The following is a 23,588-nucleotide window of genomic DNA, read 5'->3' on the forward strand; positions in this document are numbered from 1 at the left end:
AGTTACGGCGGTCATAGCGAGGGGGAAACGCCCGGTCCCATTCCGAACCCGGAAGCTAAGCCCCTCAGCGCCGATGGTACTGCACGGGAGACTGTGTGGGAGAGTAGGACACCGCCGAACACCCATTCCAAGGAGGCCGCAACTTCATAGTTGCGGCCTTCTTGCGTTGTGCGCAGGTTGCTGCGTCAATTCATTTGTAGTTTCGAGCGCAGACGAGGGAATTCATGTCGACTTCAGATAACAACAGGGACGACGCGAAGCCTCCTCGTCGAAACGGGCCTAGCTCAGGGCGTGACTCTTCGGAGCAGCGTCGCTCTGGTACGTCGCGTCCGGGGGGAGCCGGCCGCGCTAGCAACGACCAGCCGGCTGCGGCTGCGTTCCGCGAGCGTTCGCAGAAGCGCGGCGGTCCGCGTGGCAACCGGCGTGGCGGTGAGGGTTACCAGGGTGGTGCGCGTCGTGAGGGCGAGCGCCGGGAAGGTGGCTTCCAGGGCGGGCCTCGTCGTGAGGGCGAGCGCCGGGAAGGTGGCTTCCAGGGCGGGCCTCGTCGTGAAGGTGAGCGCCGGGAAGGTGGCTTCCAGGGCGGTGCCCGTCGTGAGGGCGGGTTCGATCGTGGTCCCCGTCGTGAGGGCGGTTACCAGGGCGGTCCTCGTCGTGAGGGCGGTTACCAGGGCGGTCCTCGTCGTGAAGGCGGTTACCAGGGCGGTCCTCGTCGTGAGGGTGACCGTCGTGAGGGCGGCTTCGACCGCGGGCCTCGCCGTGACGGCCCTCGTCGTGAAGGCGGCTTTGACCGGAGTCCTGGGCGTGAGGGCGGTTACCAGGGCGGTCCTCGTCGTGAGGGCGAGCGCCGGGAAGGTGGCTTCCAGGGCGGTGCCCGTCGTGAGGGTGGGTACCAGGGCGGTCCCCGTGGTGAGGGTGAGCGTCGTCAGGGCGGGTTTGACCGTGGTCCCCGTCGTGAGGGCGGGTTCGACCGTGGTGCCCGTCGTGAGGGTGGGTACCAGGGCGGTCCCCGTGGTGAGGGTGAGCGTCGTCAGGGCGGGTTTGACCGTGGTCCCCGTCGTGAGGGCGGGTTTGACCGTGGTCCCCGTCGTGAGGGCGGGTTCGACCGTGGTGCCCGTCGTGAGGGGGAGCGCCGGGAAGGTGGCTTCCAGGGCGGTGCCCGTCGTGAGGGTGGGTACCAGGGCGGTCCCCGTGGTGAGGGTGAGCGTCGTCAGGGCGGGTTTGACCGTGGTGCCCGTCGTGAGGGCGAGCGCCGGGAAGGTGGCTTCCAGGGCGGTGCCCGTCGTCAGGGTGGGTACCAGGGCGGCGGTCCTCGTGAGGGCGAGCGCCGTCAGGGCGGGTTTGACCGTGGACCTCGCCGTGTGGGCGGGAATCAGGGCGGACCTCGCCGTGACGGCGGCTACGGCGCCGGCTCGCGACGGGACGACGACCAGCGCCAAGCACGCCCCGACCGCTTCGAGCGGGTGCAGGAACCACACATCCCGGACGACGTCGAGCCGCAGATGCTCGACCGCACGGCCCGCGCGCGTCTGCGAACGCTCAGCAAGAACAACGCCGATCTGGTCGCCCGCCACCTTGTGATGGCAGGTCGCCTCATAGACGGCGACCCTGCTACTGCGTACGAGCACGCCCAGGCGGCGATGCGTCGAGCGGGTCGCGTGGACGTCGTTCGCGAGGCTCTGGCTGTCACCGCCTATGCGACGGGCAACTACGCCGAGGCGCTTCGTGAGCTGCGGACGGTTCGCCGTCTCTCGGGTATTGACGCGCACCGTCCGATGGAGGCTGACTGCGAGCGTGGGCTCGGCCGGCCGGAACGCGCCCTCACGGTCGTCGCCGAGACTGATCCTGCATCGTTGTCGGAGCACGACCGGGTCGAGCTGGCGATCGTGGCGAGCGGGGCGCGTGCCGACCTTGGCGAGACAGAAGCGGGGCTGCTCGTTCTCGAGTCCGCGCTCGTCGGCAAGGTGACCCGGCCTGAGCTGAGGCGACGGCTCGACCTCGTCAAGGCAGAGCGACTCGAGGAGCTTGGCAAATCTGAGGAAGCGCGCGTCCTGCGGGATGCGGCCGGGCCTGAGCCCGAACCTGCTGAGGAAATCGTCGTCCTGGACCTCGCCGACGACTTCCCGCAGGGCGAGCGCCGCCCGGTCGAAGCTGAGTACAGCCCTGAGGGAGAGGACTCTTCCGCGGATACCGAGCAGGTCGCCGAGCAGGTCGCCGAGCCGGACGCCGATGCAGAGTCTCCCGAGCAGGCAGATGGCGCTGAGGGGGCCGAGGCCGTTGCGCAGACTGACAGCGCCATCGACGAGGCAGGCTCGGCGGACGAGGTCGTGGACGTTCGCGACCCCAGCACCGCATCGGCCGACGTGGCCAGCGAGGAGGACTCGGAGGAGTTCGAGCAGGCGGAGCTCGACCTCGACGTGAGCGACAAGGAGCGAGAGTGACGGCGGTGTCTGCGGGGCTGCTGGAGAGCGTGCAGCCGCTGGCGAGCGTCTACGACGTGGCGCTGATGGACCTGGACGGCGTGTGCTACCGCGGTGCGGAGCCGGTCGACCACGCGGACGAGGGCGTGGCGAGCGCTCGGGCGCTCGGCCAGCGGATGATGTTCGTGACGAACAACGCTGCCCGGGAGCCGCAGACGGTCGCCGACCAGCTCACGAGCCTCGGCATCCCCACGCTCGCGCACGAGATCATGACCTCCTCGCAGGCGGCCGCGGCCATCCTCGCCGCCGAGCTGCCGGAGGGCTCCCTCGTGCTGCCCGTCGGCGGCGCGGGCCTGCGGGCTGCTCTGCTCGAGCGGGGGTTCCGGCTCGCCGGGAGCGCAGCGGAGGGGCCCGTCGCCGTCGTCCAGGGGTTCTCGCCGGACCTGGGATGGCGCGAGCTGACCGAGGCGGCATTCGCCATCAGTGCCGGAGCGAGGTTCGTGGCCACGAACCTCGACGCGACGCTCCCGACCGAACGAGGAATGGCGGTCGGCAACGGCTCCCTCGTCGCGGCCGTCACGAACGCCACGGGCGTCGTCCCCGTCTCGGCAGGCAAGCCGCAGCCGGAGATCTTCCGGCAGGCCACCGCCAAGGCGGGCGGGACGCGACCGCTCGCCGTCGGCGACCGGCTCAACACCGACCTGGCCGGGGCGCGCGCGGCGGGCATCCCAGGCCTCCACGTCCTCACCGGGGTCAGCGACGCCCGGGACGTCATCCTCGCGGTGCCTGAGGAGCGGCCCAGCTACCTCGCGGTGGACCTGCGCGGCCTCAGCGAGCCGCACCCGGCGCCGTCCCCGGCCGCGGAGGGCTGGTGGCGCTGCGGCGCCGCGGCCGCACGCGTCGTGGGTCCGCAGCCCTCCTTCGAGCTGCGGGTGGGGAACCGGACCGTCGACCTGGACGTCGACGACGCACCGGTCGCCGTCTCGCTCGACGGGTGGCGGTGCCTGACGGCGGCCGCCTGGTCTGCGGTGGACAGCGGCACGGTACTCACAGACGAGCAGGTGCCTGTGCTCGAGGTCGTCGCGCCGCGATAACCTTCCCTGAGCCAGGGCCACAGCGAGGCAGGAGGAGCGGATGGGCGAGACACCCGCCGGTCAGGAGACTGACCCGCTGGCCCGGCTGGAGGACATCCAGGACGTCCCGCTGGCCGAGCAGGTCGCCGTGTTCGACGCCATCCACGCCCACCTGTCCGCGCGGCTGACGAGCGCCGAGAACTGATGGCGCGTCTGGTCCGCATCGACGCCGAGCTGGTCCGCCGGGGGCTGGCCCGGTCGCGCCAGCACGCCGCAGAACTCATCGCGGCGGGGCAGGTGCTGCTCGACGGCCAGGTCGTCACCAAGCCGGCGCGCCAGGTGAACCCGGCCCAGGCGGTCCGCGTGGACGTTCCCGCCGGCGACGAGTACGTCTCCCGCGGCGCGCACAAGCTCGCGGGCGCCCTCGACGCCCTGGGCGCCGACGCGCCGGTCGTTGCCGGCCGCCGCTGCCTCGACGCCGGAGCCTCCACGGGCGGGTTCACCGACGTGCTCCTGCGCCGGGGAGCCGCCCACGTGGTCGCCGTCGACGTCGGGTACGGCCAGCTGGCCTGGTCGCTCCAGTCGGACCCCCGCGTGACCGTCCTGGACCGCACGAACGTCCGCACGCTCACGCCCGAGCAGGTCGCGCCGGCGCCGGAGCTGGTGGTGGGCGACATGTCCTTCATCTCGCTGACGCTGGTGCTGCCGGCGCTCGCGCGCGCCGCCGCGCCCGACGCCGACCTGCTGCTGATGGTCAAGCCGCAGTTCGAGGTCGGCAAGGAACGGCTCGGCCACGGCGGCGTCGTGCGGGACACCGCCCAGCACGTCGAGTCCGTGCTCAAGGTCGCCGCCGCGGCTGCGGAGCTCGGGCTCGACACCTGGGCCGTGGTGCCGAGCCCGCTGCCGGGGCCCTCGGGCAACGTGGAGTACTTCGTCGCCCTGCGCCGCGCGCACCCCCGGGCGCTGCGCGGCGAGGCGCTGACCGCCGCGGCCGAGCGCGCCGTGCGCACCGGCCCGGCCGGCGAACCGCAGACATCGCAGGAGGCAACATGACCCGCCGCATCCTCGTCGTGACGCACGAGGGCAGGCCCGAGGCCGTCCGTGCGGCGGACCGGGTGTGCGAGGGGCTGCAGAGCCGAGGCATCGACGTCGTGCGCGACGGCAGCGCCGAGGGCGCCGAGCTCGCCATGGTGCTCGGCGGCGACGGGACGATCCTGCGGGCGGCCGAGGTCGCCCGCGAGCACGACGTGCCCCTGCTGGGCATCAACCTCGGCCACGTCGGCTTCCTCGCCGAGGCCGAGCCCGAGGCTCTCCCGGACGTGATGGACCGCGCGGTCGCAAAGGACTACCACGTCGAGGAGCGCATGACGATCGACGTCGTCGCCACCGCGCCCGACGGCAGCCAGCAGCACGGGTGGGCCATCAACGAGGCCGCCGTGGAGAAGGGCGAGCGGGCCCGGATGGTGGAGGCGACCATCGGCGTGGACGGGCGCGGCCTGTCCAGCTTCGGCTGCGACGGCATCGTGCTCGCCACCCCCACCGGCTCGACCGCCTACGCCTTCTCCGGCGGCGGCCCGGTCGTCTGGCCCGACGTCGAGGCGCTGCTGGTGGTGCCCATCGCCGCCCACGCCCTCTTCGCCCGTCCCATGGTGGTCGGGCCACGCTCGGTGCTCGAGGTCGAGATCATGCCCTACGAGGACAAGAACGCCGTGGTCTGGTGCGACGGACGCCGCCGGATGGACGTCGTGGCGGGCACGCGCATCACCGTGTGCCGCGGCGCCCAGCCCGTGCGGCTCGCCCGGCTGACGGAGGTTCCCTTCTCCGGCCGGCTCGTCGCGAAGTTCAACCTTCCGGTGCAGGGCTGGCGGGGGGTGCGCACGCGGCCGTGATCGAACAGGTCAGGATCGAGAACCTCGGAGTCATCGCCGGCGCCGAGCTGGACCTCGCGCCCACCTTCACCGTCATCACCGGCGAGACCGGTGCGGGCAAGACGATGGTGCTCACCAGCCTCGCGCTGCTCCTCGGCGGCAAGGCGGACCCGGTGCTGGTGCGCCGCGGCGCCGAGCGTGCCGTCGTCGAGGGCGCGTTCGCCGTCGCCCCGGACGGGCCCGCCGCCGCCCGCGCGGAGGAGGCCGGCGCCGCGGTGGAGGACGGCGAGCTCATCGCCGCCCGCACGGTCCTCGCCGCCGGGCGCTCCCGTGCGCACCTCGGCGGGCGCACCGTCCCCAACGCCGTGCTCGCCGAGATCGGCGAGCAGCTGGTCACCGTGCACGGACAGTCCGAGCAGCTGCGGCTGCGCGCGCCCGCCCAGCAACGGGCCGCGCTCGACGCCTTCGGGGGCGAGGAGCACGCCGCCCTGCTCGCCGCGTACCGGCGGGCCTGGGCCGGCGCCGTCGCCGCCCGGGAGGAGCTGGCCGCCTGGGAGGAGGCCGCGGGCGTGCGCGAGCAGGAGATCGCCCTCCTCCGCGCGGGCCTCGAGCAGATCGACCAGCTCGACCCGCAGCCCGGCGAGGACCACGCCCTGCGCGAGGAGGCCGGCCGCCTCGGCAACGTCGAGGGGCTGCGCGCCGCCGCCGGACGGGCCCACCAGGTGCTCCTCGGCGGCGACGACGCGGGCGCCCCGGACGGCGTCGACGCCACCACGCTCCTCGAGGACGCCCGGCGCAGCCTCGAGCAGGTAGCGCACGACGACCCGACCCTGGGCGGTTGGGCGGAACGCCTCGCGGAAGCGTCCTACCTGGTCTCCGACGTCGGCACCGAGCTCGCGTCCTACCTCTCCGGCCTCGACGCCGACCCCGAGCGGCTCGCGTGGGTCCACGAGCGCCGCGCCGCGCTCACCGAGCTCACCCGCGTCCACGGCCCCGACGTCGACGGCGCCCTCGCCTGGGCCGAGACCGCCCGGGAGCGGCTGGCCTACCTCGACGGCCCCGAGGACACTGCCGAGCGGCTGCGTGAGCGGCTGGCCGCCGCGGAGGAGGAGCTCGGCCAGGCCGCCGCCGCCCTGACCGCCTCGCGCGGGGAGGTGGGGGAGCGCCTCGCCTCCGCCGTCGACGCCGAGCTGGCGGGCCTGGCCATGGCCGGGGCCCACCTCACCGCCCGGCTCACCCCGCTCGACGCTCCCGGGCCGTTCGGTGCGGAGACCGTCGAGCTGCTGCTCGCCGCCCACCCGGGGGCCCCGGCGCGTCCCCTCGGCCAGGGCGCCTCCGGCGGCGAGCTCTCCCGGGTGATGCTCGCGATCGAGGTTGCCCTCGCCGCGGCCCCGGGCGCCGAGCCGGAGTCGCGCACGTTCGTCTTCGACGAGGTCGACGCCGGCGTGGGCGGCAAGGCCGCCGTCGAGGTCGGGCGGCGCCTCGCCCGGCTGGCCCACGGCGCCCAGGTGGTGGTCGTCACCCACCTCGCCCAGGTCGCCGCCTTCGCCGACCGCCACCTCGTGGTGAGCAAGCACACACCGGGGTCCGACGGCGCCATCACGGCCACCGACGTGACCAGCGTCGAGGGCGAGGATCGCCTGCGAGAGCTCGCCCGGATGCTCTCCGGGCAGGAGGAGTCGGAGACCGCCCTCCGGCATGCCGCTGAGCTTCTGGAGCGGGCGACCGTGCAACGATGAGGCGGTGAGTGCTCTCTTCCGGCGTCGTCGTGATGCCGTCGTCAACGGCTCCGGGGCGACCGGGCCGGCTCGCGTCGACGCACGCACGAAGAACCTGACCAAGCGCCTCCAGCCGGGCGACGTCGCCGTCATCGACCACGAGGACATCGACCGGGTCTCTGCCGAGGCCCTCGTCGCGTGCCGGCCGGCCGCGGTGCTCAACGCCGCCCGCTCGACGTCGGGCCGCTACCCGAACCTCGGCCCGGAGATCCTCCTCGAGGCCGGCATCCCGCTCGTCGACGACCTCGGGCCCGCCGTGATGTCGCTGCGCGACGGCCAGCCGGTGATCGTCGAGGGAGCCGAGGTGCGCGTCTCCGACGCCCTGGTGGCCGAGGGCACCGTGCAGGACGCCGCCACGATCGAGGCGAACATGGCCGCCGCCCGCGAGGGCCTCTCGGCCCAGCTCGAGGCGTTCGCGGCGAACACCATGGACTACGTCCAGCGCGAGAAGGACGTCCTCCTCGACGGCATCGGCGCCCCCAAGCTGCGCACGAAGCTCGAGGGCCGCCACGTCCTGGTGGTGGTCCGCGGCTACCACTACAAGGAGGACCTCGCCATGCTGAGGTCCTACATCCGCGAGTACCGCCCGCTCCTGCTCGGCGTCGACGGCGGCGCGGACGCGATCGTCGAGGCCGGCTACAAGCCGGACCTCATCGTCGGGGACATGGACTCCGTCTCGGACCAGACCCTGCGCTCGGGCGCCGAGATCGTGGTCCACGCCTACCGCAACGGCCGTGCCCCCGGGCAGAAGCGGGTCGAGGACCTCGGCGTCGAGCACGTCGTCTTCCCCGCCACCGGCACCAGCGAGGACGTGGCGATGCTGATCGCCGACGACTCCGGCGCCGAGCTGATCGTCGCGGTGGGCACCCACAACACCCTCATCGAGTTCCTCGACAAGGGCCGCTCGGGCATGGCCTCGACCTTCCTCACCCGGCTTCGCGTGGGCAGCAAGCTCATCGACGCCAAGGGCGTCTCGCAGCTGTACCGGACCCGGATCTCCACCTGGCAGCTGGTGCTGCTGGCCCTGGCGGGCCTGCTCGCGCTGTTCGTCGCCCTCGCCGCGACGAACGTGGGGCAGACGATCTTCGGGCTCTCCGGCGCGTGGCTCGACGACCTCGTGAACTTCTTCCGGTCGCTGGTGGGGCTGGCCCCGTCGGCGCCGACGACCTGAGCAGCTGGAGAGAAGAGCTTTCATGATCGACTTCCGCTACCACCTGGTCTCCCTGATCGCGGTGTTCCTGGCGCTGGCCGTGGGCATCGTGCTGGGCGCCGGGCCGTTGCGCGACACCATCGGCGAGACCCTCACCGGCCAGGTCCAGGACCTGCGAGAGGACCGCGAGCGGCTCCGCGCCGACCTCGAGACCGCGCAGACGGACGTCAACGAGCGCAACGTCTACCTCGAGGAGTCGGCCCCCGTCCTCCTCGCGGACGCGCTGAGGGACCAGCGGGTCGCCGTCGTCACCGTCCCGGGCACCCAGGACGACGACGTGGAGGCCGTGCGTGAGCGGCTCACCCAGGCGGGCGCCCAGGTGGTGAGCCAGGTCGCCGTGACGGAGGCCTGGACCGACCCGGACACCCAGTCCTTCCGGCAGACCTTCGCGGGACAGCTCGCTGGCTACCTGGACCCGGCCCCGGCGGACGACGCCTCCACCGAGACGGTGATGGGGCTCGCCCTCGGCACCGCGCTCACCGGCGCCGACGGCGAGGCGTTCAGCGAGGACGCCACCACGCTGATGGACCTCCTCACCTCCGCGGACGCCCCGCTCGTGGCCGTCCGGGGCGACCTGACCGACCCCGCCGACGCCACCGTGCTCGTGGGCCCCCGCGCCGCCGAGCCGCCCGCCGCCGACGCCGACCCGGAGGCCGCCGACGCCGCCGCCCAGGTCCTCGCCGCCCACGTCGACCTCGCCGAGGGGCTCGCCGGCTCCGGCCGCGGGTCCGTCACGGTGGGGTCCGCCGCGAGCGACCTCGACCTCGTCGCGGCGGTGCGCGGCGACGACGCGGCCGCCGGGACGGTCACCACGGTCGACTCGATCGGCGAGGTCACCGCCAACATCTCCACCCCGCTCGCCCTGGCCGTCTCCATCGCCGGCAGCACCGACGCCTACGGCTACCAGAACGGCGCCGAGCAGCCCGTCCCGCCGCGCGTGGAGCTGCCCGCCGCGGAACCGTCGCCCGCCCCGAGCGCCCCGGCGGGGCAGCCCACCGAGGAGTCGACGGACGCATGAGCCGGCTCGTCGACCTCGCCCTCCCGGCCGCGCTGGGCGCGGCCGCCACGACCGTGGCGACCGCTGCCCTGGAGGCCCGCCCGCCCGGTGGCCGGGGCCGGTGGGAGCGGACCAACTACGCCGGCCGCACCGTCAGCCTGCTCGGCGGTGCCGCCGTCGCGGCGGGCACGACGGTCGCGTCCCTCGCGACGACGGCGACCGCGCCGGGCGCCGCTCGCGCCGCCGTCGCCGGTGCCGTGGCGGCCGGCGCCGGGGCCGCGATGGGGCTGGTCGACGACCTGCGGGAGGACACCGCGGAGCCGGCCAAGGGCCTGCGCGGCCACCTCGGCGCGCTCGCCCGCGGCCGCGTGACCACGGGCGCCCTGAAGATCGCGGGGATCGGTGCGGGCGCGCTGGCCGCGTCCGTGCTGGTCACGCCCCGACGCGGCACCCCGGCCGTCCGCGCCGCGGAGACGCTCGGCGGCGCCGCCCTGGTCGCCGCGACCGCCAACCTTCACAACCTCTTCGACCTGCGCCCCGGCCGCACCCTCAAGGTCGCGGCGCTCCTGTCGGCGCCGCTTGCGGTGGCCGCGCCCGGCACGCCCCGCGGCGCGCTGGCCGCCGGCGCCCTGGGCGTCGCCGGCGCCGCGATGGCGGACGACCTGCACGAGACCACCATGCTCGGCGACACCGGCGCGAACGCGCTGGGCGGGCTGGTCGGCGTCGCCCTCGCCGCCCACCCGTCCCGCACGGTGCGCGGTGGCGCGCTCGCCGTCGCCGTCGCGCTGACGCTGCTCAGCGAGCGGGTCAGCTTCTCCAGCGTGATCGAGAGCACCGCCCCGCTGCGCCGCCTCGACGCGCTGGGCCGCCGGGCCCGCTGACGCGATGACCTCCCGCAGGCTGGCCGGCGGTGTCCTCGGCGCCGCCGGGCTGATCACCGTCCTGACGCTGCTCTCCCGGGCGGTCGGCTTCGTCCGGTGGCTGGTGCAGTCCTGGACGCTCGGCTCCTCCGCCACGGCGCAGGCCTACGAGACCGCGAACCGCATCCCCAACGTGCTGTTCGAGGTCGCCGCCGGCGGGGCGCTGGCCGGCGCCGTCGTGCCGCTGCTGGCCGTCCCGCTCGTGAAGCACCTGCGCGCGGAGGTCGATCGCACCGCCTCCGCGCTGCTCGGCTGGACGCTGACCGCACTCGTGCCGCTGGCCGTGGTCGTCGCCCTCCTGGCCCGGCCGGTCGCCGGCCTGCTCCTGGGGGACGGCGCCGGAGCGGGGACCGAGGACCTCACCGTCACCTTCCTGCGAATCTTCGCGATCCAGATCCCCCTGTACGGGATCGGGGTCGTCCTGTCGGGGGTGCTGCAGGCCCAGAAACGGTTCTTCTGGCCCGCGTTCGCCCCCCTGCTGTCCTCGGTGGTCGTGATCACCACCTACGTCGTCTTCGGGGCGCTCTCGGCCGGCCGCCAGGACGACCCCGCCGCCCTGCCCGGCTCCGCCGTCGCCTGGCTCGCCTGGGGCACCACCGCCGGGGTGGCGGCGATGAGCCTGTGCCAGCTCGTCCCCGTCCTGCGCACCGGCGTGCGGTTCCGGCCGGCGCTGCGGTTCCCGCCCGGCGTGGGGCGGCGCGCCCGCCACCTGGCCGCGGCGGGGCTCGGCGCGCTCCTCGCCCAGCAGGTCAGCGTGCTCGTGGTGCTCTACCTGGCGAACACCCACGGCGAGACGGGCACGATCAACGTGTACGGGTACGCCCAGGCGGTCTACTTCCTGCCCTACGCGGTGCTGGCGGTGCCCCTGTCCACCGCGGTCTTCCCCCGCCTCTCCGAGCGTGCGGGCACGGGGGACCGCGAGGGCTTCGCCACGCTGGCCGGCGGGTCCACACGGCTCGTGGTGGCCGCCTCGCTCACGGGCCTCGCCCTGCTGGTGGCCGTGGCGCCGGCGGCGACGGCGGTGTTCTCGCTGCGGGACGACATGGCCGGCATGACGGCGGCGATCACGTGGTTCGCGCCGGGCCTGCTCGGGTACGCCCTGATCTTCCACGTCTCCCGCGCGCTGTACGCGCTGGACCGCGGCCGCGCCGCCGTCGTGGCGACAGCCACCGGGTGGGTCGTCGTCTCCCTCGCGTCCTGGGCGCTGGTGCGCGCGCTCGCCCCCGGCGGCGACGACGGTCCCGCCACCCTCGTCGCGCTGGCCTCGGGGTCGAGCCTGGGGATGACGGTGGCGGGTGCCCTGCTGCTGGCGGCGCTGCGCCGGGCCGCCGGCCCCGGGGTGCTCGCCGGGCTCGGCCGGACACTGCTCGTGGGCGCCGGAGGGGCCGCGGCCGGTGCCGTGGCGGGCCGTCTGGTCGTCGACGCGGTGCTCGGCGCGGCCGGTGAGGGCCTGGTCGGTGCGGTGCTCGCCGCCGTGGCCGGTGCCGTCGTCGCCGCGGCGGTGCCCGCCGGCGCGATCGTGGCCCTCGACCGCGGCGCGCTGCGGGTGGGGCGCTGGGCCCGGCCCTCCTGAGGCGATCCGCCGGGCCTCGACGCCGCGACCTCCCGGTGCGCGCGGGGCGCTGGGCGATACTGGGAGGCCGAGCGAGGAGAAGAGGACGAGCATGCGGGTGCTGCAGGTGACCGGGTCGAGCGCCGGCGGGGTGGGCCGGCACGCCCGCGAGATCAGCGCCCTGCTCGCGGCGGGGGAGCGGCCGCTGGGCGCCCTCCCGGACCCGGGCGAGAGTCCGGACACCGTGGTGCTCGCCGGCCCGGCCGACGTCGTCGAGCCGCTCGCCGGAGAGCCGTTCCGCGGCGCGGACCGGGTGCGCACCGCCGTCGTCGACATCGCGGACCGTCCCCGCCCGCGGGACGCGGTCGCCGTCGCCCGCCTGCGGGACCTCGCCTCCGGCGCCGACGTCGTCCACGCCCACGGGCTCCGCGCCGGCGCCCTGACCGTCATGGCCCTCGCCACCCTCCGCCGCCGCCCGAGGCTGGTGGTCACCCTGCACAACCTCCCGGTCGGCGGGCCACGCGTGAAGGCGGTCGCGGCGGTGCTCGAACGCATCGTCGCCCGCGGCGCGGACGTCGTGCTCGGGGTCAGCGGCGACATCGTCGTGCGCATGCGCCGGCGGGGCGCCCGCACGGTGGACCGGGCGCTCGTGCCCGCGCCCGTGCGCCGCCCCACCGGCGCCGACCCGTCGGAGGTGCGCACGTCGCTCGGCCTGGCGGACGGCGAGCAGCTCGTCCTGACGGTCGCCCGCCTGGCCCCGCAGAAGGGCCTGGACCTGCTGCTCGACGCCGCCGCCCTGGTGGACGGCCCGGGGGAGAGCGGCCGGCCGGGCCGTCACGCCGCGGCCTCGCCGGGCTGGCGGTGGGTGGTCGCGGGGGACGGGCCGCTGCGCGCGGAGCTGGCGAAGCGCGTCCGGGCCGAGGACCTTCCCGTCCTGCTCGTCGGGCGGCGCGACGACGTCCCCGACCTGCTCGGTGCCGCGGACGTCGTCGTGTCCACGGCCACCTGGGAGGGGCAGCCGATCGCCGTCCAGGAGGCGCTGCGCGGCGGGGCCGCGGTCGTGGCCACGGACGTCGGCGGCACTCGCGAGGTGACCGGGGACGCCGCGGTCCTCGTCCCCGGCGGCGACGCGGCGGCGCTGGCGGACGCGGTGCGCGCCGTGCTCGCGGACCCGGCGCGGCAGCAGGAGCTGAGGGAGCGGGCGACTGCCCGGGCGGAGCAGCTGCCGGGCCCCGCCGACGTCCTCGCGCAGCTGCGGCAGGTGTACCGGGCGTAGCCGCCGCCCTCCCGAGTGGGCGAGTCCACACCGCGGCGCGCGGCGGAGGCGGGCGTGTCGCCGGGCCGGATGCTAGCGTTGAAGTCCGTGGTCAACCATTCCACCCGGCTCCCCGGGAACCAGGCCAGCATCCCCCGCCAGATCTTCGTGACGGGTGGGGTCGCCAGCTCGCTGGGGAAGGGACTGACGGCCTCCAGCCTCGGTCACCTGCTCCGCGCCCGAGGGCTGCGGGTGGTGATGCAGAAGCTCGACCCGTACATCAACGTCGACCCCGGGACGATGAACCCGTTCCAGCACGGCGAGGTGTTCGTCACCGACGACGGCACCGAGACCGACCTGGACATCGGCCACTACGAGCGCTTCCTCGACGTCGAGCTCTCCGGCAAGGCCAACGCCACCACCGGCCAGGTGTACTCCACCGTCATCGCCAAGGAGCGGCGCGGGGAGTACCTCGGCGACACCGTGCAGGTGATCCCGCACATCACCGACGAGATCAAGGCCCGCATGCGCGCCCAGGCCGAGCCGGCCGACGGCGAGGAGCCCCCGGACGTCATCATCACCGAGATCGGCGGCACGGTCGGCGACATCGAGTCCCTGCCGTTCCTCGAGGCCGCCCGCCAGGTGCGTCAGGACATCGGCCGCGACAACGTCTTCTTCCTCCACGTCTCGCTGGTGCCCTACCTCGCCGCGTCCGGCGAGCTGAAGACCAAGCCGACCCAGCACTCCGTGGCCGAGCTGCGCTCGATCGGCATCCAGCCCGACGCCGTCGTCTGCCGCTCGGACCGGGACCTGCCCGAGGGCGTCAAGACGAAGATCGCGGCGATGTGCGACGTCGACCGCGAGGCCGTCGTCACCTGCCCGGACGCGCCGAGCATCTACGAGATCCCCGCCGTGCTGCACCGCGAGGGCCTGGACGCCTACGTGGTGCGCCGCCTGGGCATGAGCTTCCGCGACGTCGACTGGTCCGTGTGGGACCTGCTCCTCGAGCGGGTGCGCCACCCCAAGGACGAGGTCGAGATCGCCCTGGTCGGCAAGTACATCGACCTGCCCGACGCCTACCTCTCCGTCACCGAGGCCCTGCGCGCCGGTGGCTTCCACCACCGGGCGCGGGTGAACCTGCGCTGGGTCGCCTCCGACACGTGCGACACCCCGGAGGGCGCCCGCAAGGCGCTCGAGGGCGTCGACGGCGTCCTCGTGCCCGGCGGGTTCGGCGTGCGCGGCATCGAGGGCAAGCTCGGGGCGCTGCGCCACGCCCGCGAGAACCAGATCCCCACGCTCGGCATCTGCCTCGGCCTGCAGTGCATGGTCATCGAGGCGGCCCGCAACCTGCTGGGCCTGCCCGAGGCCAGCTCGACCGAGTTCGACCCGGGCACCCCGGACCCGGTCGTCGCGACGATGGAGGAGCAGCTGGCCATCGTCGGCGGCGAGGGCGACCTGGGCGGCACCATGCGCCTGGGCCGCTACGAGGCCGTCCTCGAGCCCGGCTCGCTGGCGGCGGAGGTCTACGGCTCCGAGCGGGTCACCGAGCGGCACCGGCACCGCTACGAGGTCAACAACACCTACCGCGACGCCCTCGACGGCGTGGGCCTGAAGATCTCCGGCCGTTCGCCCGACTCCTCCCTCGTGGAGTTCGTGGAGCTGGACCGCTCGCTGCACCCGTACTACATCGCCACCCAGGCCCACCCGGAGTTCAAGTCCCGCCCGACGCGCGCCCACCCGCTCTTCGCCGGGCTGGTCGGCGCGGCCCTGGAGCGCCAGCGCGCCGGCCGCCTGCTCGAGGTCGACGAGCCCGAGGTGATCGGCCAGGAGCACGAGCGGGTCGGCCAGGAGCACGAGGCCGCCCTCGCCGTCGCCGCCGAGCGGGACGAGGCGTGAGCCGTCCCGACGGCGAGGACCACCTCGCGGACGTCAAGGACGAGGGGCGGGAGGTCGTCGGGCGCACCCGGCTGCACGAGGGCAAGGTCTTCGACCTGGTCGCCGACGAGGTCCGGCTCGACCCGGACGACGGCGACCCGGTGGTGCGCGAGTACCTCGACCACCCCGGCGCCGTCGCGATCGTCGCGCTGCGCGGCGAGCCCGGCGCCGAGGAGGTCCTGCTCATCCAGCAGTACCGGCACCCGGTGCGCGCGCTGCTGTGGGAGATCCCGGCCGGGCTGCTCGACGTCGACGGCGAGGACTACGTCGTCGCCGCCGCGCGGGAGCTCCACGAGGAGGCGGACCTGCGCGCCGAGCGGTGGGACGTCCTGGTGGACTACTTCACCTCCCCGGGCGGCTCGGACGAGTCGCTGCGCGTGTACCTCGCCCGCGACCTCACCGAGGTCCACGAGGACGACCGGCACGCTCGGGAGGACGAGGAGCGGGACATGCCCACGCGGTGGGTGTCCCTCGACGACGCCGTCGCGGCGGTCCACTCGGGCCGGGTGCACAACCCGAGCGCCGTCGTCGGGATCCTCGCCACGGCCAGCGCTCGCGCCCAGGGCTGGGCCGCCCTCCGGCCCGCCGACGCGCCCTGGATGCGCTGAGCGCCTGCTTGGCGACGTGCCCGCACCGACGCCGGAGCGGGACGAAGTTGCAGATCTGGTCGTGATTCGCGGCCAGAACGGCAATCTCGTGCGCCCACATCGGCAACGTGGTGCCGACGGTGAGCTCGGAGGAGTCAGCCCACGGAAGGAGCGGTCGCGGGCGGCTCGCCGGTGCCGAGCTCTGAGGGGCCGAGTGCTGAGGTGCCGAGCTCTGAGGTGGCGACCTCGCGCCTGGAGTACAGCGCGCTGCACGCGAACGTGGCGGCCACGACCACGAGGGCGGCGCCGAGCATGTGCAGCCCCACGAGCAGCTCGGGGAGGCCGTTGAAGTACTGGGTGTAGCCGATCACGGCCTCGAGGACGGTCACGGCGAGCAGTCCCCGCCAGGCCCGGCGGGCGGGCGCGAGGGCGACGTCGTCGCGGCGGCGCACCAGCAGCACGGCGCCGACGGCGATGACCCCGACGAACAGCCACACCGACGCGGAGTGGGCGCGCGTTACCAGCAGCGGGTCGAGGGCGTAGCGGAAGGCCTCGTCCTCGTCGCCGGAGTGCGGGCCGGTCCCGGTCACCACGGTGCCGAGGACCACGACGGCCGCGGCGGCCGCCGCGAGCACCCAGGGGAGCGGCCGCCAGGACGACGGCGTCACCGCCGCCGCGGGGCAGTCCGCCGACCGCAGCCGCACCAGCAGGTAGGCCGAGATCGCCACCAGGGCCAGCGAGATGAGCATGTGCGAGCCGACGATCGCCGGGTGCAGGTCGTACCAGACGGTGATGCCGCCGATGACGGCCTGCAGGGCGATACCCGCCAGCGGCAGCCACGCGAGGCGGCGCAGCGAGGCCGGCCGCGACGCCGTCGGCTCCCGGCGGTAGACCGCCCAGAGCAGCGCGACGGCGATGACGCTCAGCACGCCGGTCAGGGTGCGGTTGCCGAACTCGATGTACGGGTGGATCGACGTCGCCTCGTGGAAGACGGGGGTGAAGGAGCCGGGCTCGCACATCGGCCACTGCGAGCAGCCGAGCCCGGACCCGGTCAGGCGCACGGCGCCGCCGGTGACGATGATGCCGATCTGCGCGACCAGGTTCGCGACCGCCAGCACCCAGGTGAGGCGGTCGACCCTGGACCGGTCGACCGTGGACCGGTCGACCGGTGCGGTCGGGTCGGCGGGCCGCCCGGTGCGGCGGGTGGGATCGGTCGCGGTGCTCACCGCACCAGGGTACGTGGGCACCCGCGGGCGTACGGGGCGCGGCGGCGTGGTCCGCGCCACCCGGCGCTCACTCCCAGCGGAAGGTGCGGATGGCCACCCAGGCGGCCACGGCCGCCCACAGCGCCAGCACGACGGCGGCCCCGACGTCGAACGTGCCGGCCGTCGCCAGGGTGCGCAGCCCCTCGCCGAGGGCGCCCGACGGGAGCAGCCGCACCACGGCGGCGAGGGGGCCGGGCAGCGAGTCCACCGGCACGAGCAGGCCGCCCCCGGCGGCCATGAGCACCCACAGCAGGTTGGCGACGGCGAGCACCGCCTCCGGCCGGAGGGTCCCGCCGACGATCATCGCGAGGCCCACGAACGCGGCCGTGCCGAGCAGCATCAGGGCCGCCGCACCGAGGAACGACCCGACGCCCAGGCCCTGCGCCCGCCAGCCCAGCAGCGCGGCGACGGCCGCCAGGACCGCAGTCTGGACCACCACCACGCACAGCACCGCTCCTAGCCGACCGGCGAGCAGCCCGCCGCGGCCGAGCGGGGTGGTGGCGAGCATCCGCAGCACGCCCCAGCGCCGGTCGAACGCGACGGCGATGGCCTGCGAGGTGAAGGTGGAGGCGACGGCGAGAGCCAGCACCCCGGCGAGCGCGGGGGTCGTGCGCTCCCCGCCGGGCAGCGGGACGACGTCGGTGCGCACGAGGACCACGAGGGCGATGACCGGCAGCACGAACGTGAGCAGCAGCTGCTCGCCGTTGCGCAGGATCGCGGCGGTCTCGAACCGCGTCTGGGCCAGCACCCGGCGCGCGGCGCCGCCGGAGGTGGAGGCGCCGGAGGCCGGGCCGCCGGGTGCGGCGGCGCCGGGGCCGCTGGTGGTCGCGGGGGTGGTCATCGCTGCTCCTCCTCGCCGCGCAGCTCGCGGCCGGTCAGGTCCAGGAACGTGTCCTCCAGGGTGCGCCGGTGCGGGGCCACACCGGCGTCCGCGAGCCCGGCGGCGGCGAGGGCGGTGGCGACGCGCGCCAGCGTGCCGGCGTCGACGGCGCCACGTGCCGCAGCGCCGGCGTCGCCCGGGCCGGCCGGGCCCGCCGCGTCCATGCGGGCGGCTGAGACCACGACCCAGCTCTCGCCGGACCGCACGCTCAGGTGGTCGTCGCCGGACAGGGCGGACGTCAGGACGTCGGCGACGACGCCCGGCGGGGTGCCGGGCGGGGGAGCGACCCGCACCTCGGGCGGGCCGGTGAGCTCGGCCGGGGTGCCCGCGGCGACCACCTGTCCGGCGTCGATGATGACGACGTGGTCGGCGAGCTCCTCGGCCTCGGTCATCAGGTGCGTCGTCAGCACGAGCGAGGTGCCGCCGTCGCGGAGCTCGCGCAGCAGGTCCCACACCGCCAGGCGCGACTGGGGGTCCAGGCCCGCCGAGGGCTCGTCGAGGAAGACCAGCTCGGGGCGGCCCACCAGCGCGACGGCGAGGGCCAGGCGCTGGCGCTGTCCGCCGGAGAGCCGCCGGACGGGCGTCGCGGCGACGTCGGTCAGGCCGAGCCGCGTGAGGAGCCGGTCGGGGTCGAGCGGGTGGTCGTGGAGGCGGGCGACGTGCGCCAGCACGGCCCGGGCCCGCGGCGCCAGCGGCAGGCCGCCGTCCTGCAGCATGACGCCGACCCGCGCGCGCAGCGCCGCGTCGGAGGCGCGGGACGCGCGGTCGAGCCCGAGGACCTCGATGGAGCCGCCGTCGGGACGGCGCAGTCCCTCGCAGCACTCCACGGTCGTCGTCTTCCCCGCCCCGTTGGGCCCCAGGACGGCCGTGAGCTCGCCGCGTCCCGCGGTGAAGGTCAGGCCCCGCACCACCTCGCGGGAGCCGTAGGTCTTGCGCAGCCCGGTCACGCGCAGCGCGGGGGCGGTCGGGGCGTCCGGGCGTGCGCCCGTGGGAGCGTCGAGCGGGAGTGGCACGCGGCCAAGCGTAGGCGGCGCCCGGCGGTCGGACGCCGCGCCGGACGGCCGGGTGCGGAGCCTCACAGCGCGGGTGAGGTTGACCTTCCTTGCGGGGAACGATTTAAGGAAGGAGACTGTTACCTAAAGTGTCAGGGGTGTGTACGCCCCGGTGGACCGCCGGTCGGCGGGCCGCGCAGCACGACCAGGGGAACGAGGGGAGGACCACGCCATGAGCACGGCCGAGCGCCACGTCCCGGAGACCGAGGCCTCCACGCGCGAGCGGGTCCTCGAGCTCGTCGTCGAGCAGGGCCCGGTGTCCGCCGCGACCCTGGCGCACGTCCTCGAGCTCACCCCGGCCGCCGTCCGCCGCCACATCGGCCACCTCGAGGACGCCGGCCAGATCGTCGTGCACGAGCCGAGCGGGCCCGGCGTGCGCCGTCGGGGACGCCCCGCGCGGCACTACGTGGCCACCGACGCCGGCCGCGCCGTGCTCAGCGACGCCTACTCGGACCTGGCCACGCACGCCCTGGACTTCCTCGTGCAGGTGGCCGGCCCGGACGCCCTCGACGCCTTCGCCGAGGCCCGCGTGACCGAGCTCGAGCGCCGGTACCGCCCGCTGGTCGAGCAGGCGGGCAGGTCCCTCCCGGACCGCGTCCACGCCCTCGCCGGCGCGCTCACCGCCGACGGCTACGCGGCGACCACCCGGACCGTGGGTGCCCAGGGCCTGGCGCTGCAGCTGTGCCAGGGGCACTGCCCCGTCCAGGACGTGGCGGAGGGCTTCCCCCAGCTGTGCGAGGCCGAGACGCAGGCGTTCTCCCGGCTGCTCGGCGTCCACGTCCAGCGGCTCGCGACCCTCGCGGCCGGCGGCCACGTCTGCACCACGCACGTCCCGCTCGCCGTCGCCCCCGCCCGGATCCCCGTGCGCAGCGGCTCGCACGCCGCCGGCACCGGCCCCCTCACCCCGTCCGACTCTTCCCAGACCACCACGTCGCCGGCCGGCGGCGTCACGGAAGGAAACTGATGACAAGTCCCACCCAGCAGGAGGTCAAGGCGCCCGACGCGCCGATGACCCAGGACGAGACGATCGCCTCGATCGGCAACTACAACTACGGCTGGCACGACGCCGACGACGCCGGCGCCAACGCCCGTCGTGGTGTCGACGCCGACGTGGTGCGCAACATCTCGGCCCTGAAGAACGAGCCCGAGTGGATGCTCAAGCGTCGGCTCAAGGGCCTGAACCTCTTCGACAAGAAGCCCATGCCCAGCTGGGGCGCGGACCTGTCGGACATCGACTTCGACAACATCAAGTACTTCGTGCGGTCCACGGAGAAGCAGGCCACCAGCTGGGAGGACCTGCCCGAGGACATCAAGAACACCTACGACCGCCTGGGCATCCCGGAGGCCGAGAAGCAGCGCCTCGTCGCGGGCGTCGCCGCCCAGTACGAGTCCGAGGTGGTCTACCACCAGATCCGCGAGGACCTCGAGGCGCAGGGCGTCATCTTCCTCGACACCGACACGGGTCTGAAGGAGCACCCGGAGATCTTCGAGGAGTACTTCGGCTCCGTCATCCCGGCCGGTGACAACAAGTTCGCCTCGCTCAACACCGCCGTGTGGTCCGGCGGCTCGTTCGTGTACGTCCCCAAGGGCGTCCACGTGGAGATCCCGCTGCAGGCCTACTTCCGGATCAACACCGAGAACATGGGTCAGTTCGAGCGGACGCTGATCATCGCCGACGAGGGCTCCTACGTGCACTACGTCGAGGGCTGCACCGCCCCGATCTACCAGTCCGACTCGCTGCACTCGGCGGTCGTGGAGATCATCGTGAAGAAGGACGCCCGCGTCCGGTACACGACGATCCAGAACTGGTCGAACAACGTGTACAACCTCGTCACCAAGCGCGCCACGGTCGAGGCCGGCGGCACGATGGAGTGGATCGACGGCAACATCGGCTCCAAGGTGACCATGAAGTACCCGGCCGTCTACCTCATGGGTGAGCACGCCCGCGGGGAGACGCTGTCCATCGCCTTCGCCGGCGAGGGCCAGCACCAGGACACCGGCTCGAAGATGGTCCACCTCGCGCCGAACACGTCCTCCTCGATCGTGTCCAAGTCCGTCGCCCGCGGCGGCGGCCGCGCCTCCTACCGCGGCCTCGTGCAGGTCCTCGAGGGCGCCACGCACTCCAAGTCCAACGTGCTGTGCGACGCGCTGCTCGTGGACCAGATCTCCCGCTCCGACACCTACCCGTACGTCGACGTCCGCGTCGACGACGTCGAGATGGGCCACGAGGCCACCGTCTCCAAGGTGAGCGAGGACCAGCTGTTCTACCTCATGTCCCGGGGCATGGCGGAGACGGAGGCCATGGCGATGATCGTCCGTGGCTTCGTCGAGCCCATCGCCCGTGAGCTGCCGATGGAGTACGCCCTCGAGCTCAACCGCCTGATCGAGCTGCAGATGGAAGGGGCCGTCGGCTGATGACCGCCGCCACCACACAGAACCTGTCCACCGACCACTCCCGCGCCACCGCGGACGCCGCCCACACCCACGGCGACAGCCACGGCGGAGGCACCGCCCCCGAGGCCTCGCGCGCCGACCGTGCGACGTCCTTCGTGCTGGCCGACTTCCCCGTGCCCACCGGGCGCGAGGAGGACTGGCGCTTCTCCCCGGTCGACCGCCTGCAGAAGATCTTCGCCGGCGAGCTCCACGGGACCGGCCCGGTCGTGACCGTCGAGGCCGACGACGACGTGCGCGTCGAGCGGGTGGGCCGCGACGACGAGCGGCTCGGCAAGGTCGGGGCGCCCGGCGACCGCGCGGCGGCCGCTGCCTGGGAGTCGTTCGGCGAGGCCCTCGTCGTCACCGCGCCGAAGAACCACGTCGACGTCCGTCACACGATGATCTCGGTCAACGGGGACGCGGCCGCCGCGGAGGAGCCTTCGGCGCAGCACATCCTCCTCGTCGCCGAGCAGTTCAGCGAGTCCCTCGTGGTCCTCGACCACCGGGGCGCCGCGCAGCTCTCGCAGACCGTCGAGATCGACGTGCGCGACGGCGCCAGCCTCACCGTGGTCTCGGTCCAGGACTGGGCGGACGGTGCCGTGCACCTGTCCTCCCACCGGGCCAAGGTGGGCCGCGACGCGCGCCTCAAGCACATCGTGGTCACCTTCGGCGGCGACGTCGTGCGCATCACCCCCGACGCGGCCTTCACCGCGCCTGGCGGGGACGTCGAGCTGCTCGGCCTGTACTTCACCGACGCCGGCCAGCACCAGGAGCACCGCCTCTTCGTGGACCACGCGGTCGAGAAGTGCAAGTCCCGCGCCACCTACAAGGGCGCGCTGCAGGGCGAGGGCGCGCACTCGGTCTGGGTCGGCGACGTGCTGATCCGCAAGGAGGCCGAGGGCACCGACACCTACGAGCTCAACCGCAACCTCGTGCTCACCGAGGGCGCCCGGGCGGACTCCGTGCCGAACCTGGAGATCGAGACCGGCGAGATCGAGGGGGCCGGGCACGCCTCGGCCACCGGCCGGTTCGACGACGAGCAGCTGTTCTACCTGCGCTCGCGCGGCATCCCGGAGGCCGACGCCCGCCGCCTGGTGGTCCGCGGCTTCTTCGCCGAGCTCATCAACCAGATCGGCGTCCCGCTGGTCCAGGAGCGGCTCATGGCGGCCATCGAGGCCGAGCTGGACCGCACCATGGAGGCCGCTCGCTGATGACCGCCGAGCACGTCGCCGACGTCACGGACCTCGAGCCCGGGGAGGCCATGCGCCTCGAGCTGGACGGTCCGGACGGCTCGCCGCTGCCCGTCGCGCTGGTGCGCGACGAGGCGGGGGAGTTCCACGCCCTGTCGGACATCTGCTCGCACGGGCAGGTGAACCTCTCCGACGGCGAGGTCGAGGGCTCGACCATCGAGTGCTGGCTGCACGGGTCGACCTTCGACCTGCGCACCGGCCGACCGCTCAGCCTGCCCGCCACCCAGCCCGTACCCGTCTACCTCGTGACGGTGGACGGCGAGCGCGTCCTGATCGACGTCGACGCCACCGCCGACGTCGTCGGCTGACCGCCGCCCCCGCCCCCAGACCCCAGGAAGAGAAGAAACCCACAGATGTCCACCCTTGAGATCAAGAACCTCCACGTCTCGGTCGAGACCAACGACGGCCCGAAGCAGATCCTGCGCGGCGTCGACCTGACCATCCGCTCCGGCGAGATCCACGCCATCATGGGCCCGAACGGCTCCGGCAAGTCGACGCTGGCGTACTCCATCGCCGGGCACCCCAAGTACACCGTCACCGACGGCGAGGTGCTCCTCGACGGCGAGAACGTCCTGGAGATGAGCGTCGACGAGCGCGCCCGCGCCGGCGTCTTCCTCGCCATGCAGTACCCGGTCGAGGTCCCCGGCGTGACCGTGTCGAACTTCCTGCGCACGGCCAAGACCGCCATCACCGGCGAGGCCCCCGCCCTGCGCCAGTGGGTCGGTGACGTCAAGGACGCCATGACCAAGCTGCGCATGGACACCGACTTCGCCCAGCGCGACGTCAACCACGGCTTCTCCGGCGGCGAGAAGAAGCGGCACGAGATCCTCCAGATGGAGCTCCTGCAGCCGAAGTTCGCGGTGCTCGACGAGACCGACTCCGGCCTCGACGTCGACGCCCTGCGCATCGTCTCCGAGGGCGTCAACCGCGTGCACGAGTCCACCGGCCTCGGCGTCATGCTCATCACCCACTACACGCGCATCCTCAACTACATCAAGCCCGACTTCGTCCACGTCTTCGTCGAGGGCAAGGTCGCCGAGCAGGGTGGCCCCGAGCTCGCGGACCAGCTCGAGAACGAGGGCTACGACAAGTACCTGACCACCACGGTCTGAGAGG

At 74.1% G+C, this 23,588-nt stretch carries 22 protein-coding genes and 1 rRNA gene; 19 read left to right on the forward strand and 4 right to left on the reverse strand.

Going from position 1 to position 23,588, the window contains the following annotated elements:
- The first annotated feature begins 3 nt into the window (after positions 1–3).
- A 5S ribosomal RNA gene (rrf, locus tag ABD774_RS03365) occupies positions 4–120 on the forward strand.
- 164 nt (positions 121–284) lie between these two features.
- On the opposite strand, the gene ABD774_RS03370 is transcribed toward rrf, so the two are convergent.
- Positions 285–1,436 (reverse strand): hypothetical protein, encoded by a 1,152-nt coding sequence (locus ABD774_RS03370; RefSeq protein WP_345037670.1) that lies wholly within the window; start codon positions 1,434–1,436, stop codon positions 285–287.
- 63 nt (positions 1,437–1,499) lie between these two features.
- On the opposite strand from ABD774_RS03370, the gene ABD774_RS03375 reads away from it, so the two are divergent.
- From ABD774_RS03375 to ABD774_RS03435, 13 genes are all read left to right on the forward strand, one after another.
- Positions 1,500–2,438, forward strand: a complete 939-nt coding sequence (locus ABD774_RS03375; protein ID WP_345037672.1) for a hypothetical protein — start codon at positions 1,500–1,502, stop codon at positions 2,436–2,438.
- Between the two features lie 5 nt (positions 2,439–2,443).
- On the forward strand, positions 2,444–3,511 hold the full coding sequence (locus ABD774_RS03380) for an HAD-IIA family hydrolase (RefSeq protein WP_486327265.1): 1,068 nt from the start codon (positions 2,444–2,446) through the stop codon (positions 3,509–3,511).
- 40 nt (positions 3,512–3,551) lie between these two features.
- Positions 3,552–3,695 carry a hypothetical protein gene (locus ABD774_RS03385; RefSeq protein ID WP_345037677.1) on the forward strand — a complete coding sequence of 48 codons (144 nt, stop codon included), beginning with the start codon at positions 3,552–3,554 and terminating at the stop codon, positions 3,693–3,695.
- Entirely contained in the window at positions 3,695–4,543 is an 849-nt protein-coding gene (locus ABD774_RS03390; RefSeq protein WP_345037679.1) for a TlyA family RNA methyltransferase, read from the forward strand. Before ABD774_RS03385 ends, ABD774_RS03390 begins: the two co-directional genes overlap by 1 nt.
- A complete protein-coding gene (locus ABD774_RS03395; RefSeq protein ID WP_345037682.1) occupies positions 4,540–5,379 on the forward strand; it encodes an NAD kinase in 840 nt (279 codons plus the stop codon). The genes ABD774_RS03390 and ABD774_RS03395 overlap by 4 nt, the downstream gene beginning before the upstream one ends.
- Positions 5,376–7,097 carry a DNA repair protein RecN gene (gene recN / locus ABD774_RS03400; RefSeq protein ID WP_345037684.1) on the forward strand — a complete coding sequence of 574 codons (1,722 nt, stop codon included), beginning with the start codon at positions 5,376–5,378 and terminating at the stop codon, positions 7,095–7,097. The genes ABD774_RS03395 and recN overlap by 4 nt, the downstream gene beginning before the upstream one ends.
- A gap of 4 nt (positions 7,098–7,101) precedes the next feature.
- The gene (gene steA / locus ABD774_RS03405; protein ID WP_345037686.1) at positions 7,102–8,307 is read left to right on the forward strand and encodes a putative cytokinetic ring protein SteA; all 1,206 of its coding nucleotides are present in this window, start codon (positions 7,102–7,104) and stop codon (positions 8,305–8,307) included.
- A gap of 22 nt (positions 8,308–8,329) precedes the next feature.
- The gene (locus ABD774_RS03410; protein WP_345037688.1) at positions 8,330–9,364 is read left to right on the forward strand and encodes a copper transporter; all 1,035 of its coding nucleotides are present in this window, start codon (positions 8,330–8,332) and stop codon (positions 9,362–9,364) included.
- Complete coding sequence (locus ABD774_RS03415; RefSeq protein WP_345037690.1) at positions 9,361–10,224, forward strand: hypothetical protein; 864 nt, start codon at positions 9,361–9,363, stop codon at positions 10,222–10,224. Before ABD774_RS03410 ends, ABD774_RS03415 begins: the two co-directional genes overlap by 4 nt.
- Before the next feature lie 4 nt (positions 10,225–10,228).
- On the forward strand, positions 10,229–11,836 hold the full coding sequence (gene murJ / locus ABD774_RS03420) for a murein biosynthesis integral membrane protein MurJ (protein ID WP_345037692.1): 1,608 nt from the start codon (positions 10,229–10,231) through the stop codon (positions 11,834–11,836).
- Positions 11,837–11,927: 91 nt separating this feature from the next.
- Positions 11,928–13,091, forward strand: a complete 1,164-nt coding sequence (locus ABD774_RS03425) for a glycosyltransferase family 4 protein (protein WP_345037694.1) — start codon at positions 11,928–11,930, stop codon at positions 13,089–13,091.
- A gap of 87 nt (positions 13,092–13,178) precedes the next feature.
- Positions 13,179–14,966, forward strand: a complete 1,788-nt coding sequence (gene pyrG, locus ABD774_RS03430; protein ID WP_345037696.1) for a CTP synthase — start codon at positions 13,179–13,181, stop codon at positions 14,964–14,966.
- Positions 14,963–15,613: an NUDIX domain-containing protein gene (locus tag ABD774_RS03435; RefSeq protein ID WP_345037698.1), complete on the forward strand. Its 651-nt coding sequence runs from the start codon at positions 14,963–14,965 to the stop codon at positions 15,611–15,613. The genes pyrG and ABD774_RS03435 overlap by 4 nt, the downstream gene beginning before the upstream one ends.
- Before the next feature lie 134 nt (positions 15,614–15,747).
- On the opposite strand, the gene ABD774_RS03440 is transcribed toward ABD774_RS03435, so the two are convergent.
- The 3 genes from ABD774_RS03440 to ABD774_RS03450 form a co-directional block, all read right to left on the reverse strand.
- Positions 15,748–16,818, reverse strand: coding sequence for a COX15/CtaA family protein (locus ABD774_RS03440; protein WP_345037700.1), 1,071 nt, complete (start codon positions 16,816–16,818; stop codon positions 15,748–15,750).
- Between the two features lie 67 nt (positions 16,819–16,885).
- Positions 16,886–17,698 (reverse strand): ABC transporter permease, encoded by an 813-nt coding sequence (locus tag ABD774_RS03445; protein ID WP_345037702.1) that lies wholly within the window; start codon positions 17,696–17,698, stop codon positions 16,886–16,888.
- Positions 17,695–18,750, reverse strand: a complete 1,056-nt coding sequence (locus tag ABD774_RS03450) for an ABC transporter ATP-binding protein (RefSeq protein WP_345037704.1) — start codon at positions 18,748–18,750, stop codon at positions 17,695–17,697. Before ABD774_RS03450 ends, ABD774_RS03445 begins: the two co-directional genes overlap by 4 nt.
- Before the next feature lie 211 nt (positions 18,751–18,961).
- On the opposite strand from ABD774_RS03450, the gene ABD774_RS03455 reads away from it, so the two are divergent.
- Genes ABD774_RS03455 through sufC form a run of 5 tightly spaced genes read left to right on the forward strand, consistent with a single transcriptional unit; the run spans position 18,962 to position 23,584 of the window.
- Positions 18,962–19,753: a helix-turn-helix transcriptional regulator gene (locus tag ABD774_RS03455; protein WP_345037706.1), complete on the forward strand. Its 792-nt coding sequence runs from the start codon at positions 18,962–18,964 to the stop codon at positions 19,751–19,753.
- A 44-nt stretch (positions 19,754–19,797) separates the two neighbouring features.
- The gene (sufB, locus tag ABD774_RS03460; RefSeq protein ID WP_425554466.1) at positions 19,798–21,204 is read left to right on the forward strand and encodes a Fe-S cluster assembly protein SufB; all 1,407 of its coding nucleotides are present in this window, start codon (positions 19,798–19,800) and stop codon (positions 21,202–21,204) included.
- Positions 21,204–22,433 (forward strand): Fe-S cluster assembly protein SufD, encoded by a 1,230-nt coding sequence (sufD, locus tag ABD774_RS03465; RefSeq protein ID WP_345037710.1) that lies wholly within the window; start codon positions 21,204–21,206, stop codon positions 22,431–22,433. Before sufB ends, sufD begins: the two co-directional genes overlap by 1 nt.
- Positions 22,433–22,780 (forward strand): non-heme iron oxygenase ferredoxin subunit, encoded by a 348-nt coding sequence (locus ABD774_RS03470; RefSeq protein ID WP_345037712.1) that lies wholly within the window; start codon positions 22,433–22,435, stop codon positions 22,778–22,780. Before sufD ends, ABD774_RS03470 begins: the two co-directional genes overlap by 1 nt.
- Positions 22,781–22,825: 45 nt before the next feature.
- On the forward strand, positions 22,826–23,584 hold the full coding sequence (gene sufC / locus ABD774_RS03475) for a Fe-S cluster assembly ATPase SufC (protein ID WP_345037715.1): 759 nt from the start codon (positions 22,826–22,828) through the stop codon (positions 23,582–23,584).
- Positions 23,585–23,588 lie beyond the last annotated feature (4 nt).

Source organism: Georgenia daeguensis, assembly GCF_039537705.1.
Classification (GTDB): Bacteria; Actinomycetota; Actinomycetes; order Actinomycetales; family Actinomycetaceae; genus Georgenia; species Georgenia daeguensis.

Excerpts from the sequence above, each read along its gene's own strand:
- murJ (WP_345037692.1), top strand. The coding sequence starts at position 10,229 with ATGACCTCCCGCAGGCTGGCCGGCGGTGTCCTCGGCGCCGCCGGGCTG.
- ABD774_RS03470 (WP_345037712.1), top strand. The coding sequence starts at position 22,433 with ATGACCGCCGAGCACGTCGCCGACGTCACGGACCTCGAGCCCGGGGAG.
- sufD (WP_345037710.1), top strand. The coding sequence starts at position 21,204 with ATGACCGCCGCCACCACACAGAACCTGTCCACCGACCACTCCCGCGCC.
- ABD774_RS03390 (WP_345037679.1), top strand. The coding sequence starts at position 3,695 with ATGGCGCGTCTGGTCCGCATCGACGCCGAGCTGGTCCGCCGGGGGCTG.
- ABD774_RS03375 (WP_345037672.1), top strand. The coding sequence starts at position 1,500 with ATGCTCGACCGCACGGCCCGCGCGCGTCTGCGAACGCTCAGCAAGAAC.
- ABD774_RS03445 (WP_345037702.1), bottom strand. The coding sequence starts at position 17,698 with ATGACCACCCCCGCGACCACCAGCGGCCCCGGCGCCGCCGCACCCGGC.
- sufC (WP_345037715.1), top strand. The coding sequence starts at position 22,826 with ATGTCCACCCTTGAGATCAAGAACCTCCACGTCTCGGTCGAGACCAAC.
- ABD774_RS03410 (WP_345037688.1), top strand. The coding sequence starts at position 8,330 with ATGATCGACTTCCGCTACCACCTGGTCTCCCTGATCGCGGTGTTCCTG.
- ABD774_RS03395 (WP_345037682.1), top strand. The coding sequence starts at position 4,540 with ATGACCCGCCGCATCCTCGTCGTGACGCACGAGGGCAGGCCCGAGGCC.
- ABD774_RS03425 (WP_345037694.1), top strand. The coding sequence starts at position 11,928 with ATGCGGGTGCTGCAGGTGACCGGGTCGAGCGCCGGCGGGGTGGGCCGG.
- ABD774_RS03455 (WP_345037706.1), top strand. The coding sequence starts at position 18,962 with ATGAGCACGGCCGAGCGCCACGTCCCGGAGACCGAGGCCTCCACGCGC.
- ABD774_RS03415 (WP_345037690.1), top strand. The coding sequence starts at position 9,361 with ATGAGCCGGCTCGTCGACCTCGCCCTCCCGGCCGCGCTGGGCGCGGCC.
- sufB (WP_425554466.1), top strand. The coding sequence starts at position 19,798 with ATGACCCAGGACGAGACGATCGCCTCGATCGGCAACTACAACTACGGC.
- ABD774_RS03385 (WP_345037677.1), top strand. The coding sequence starts at position 3,552 with ATGGGCGAGACACCCGCCGGTCAGGAGACTGACCCGCTGGCCCGGCTG.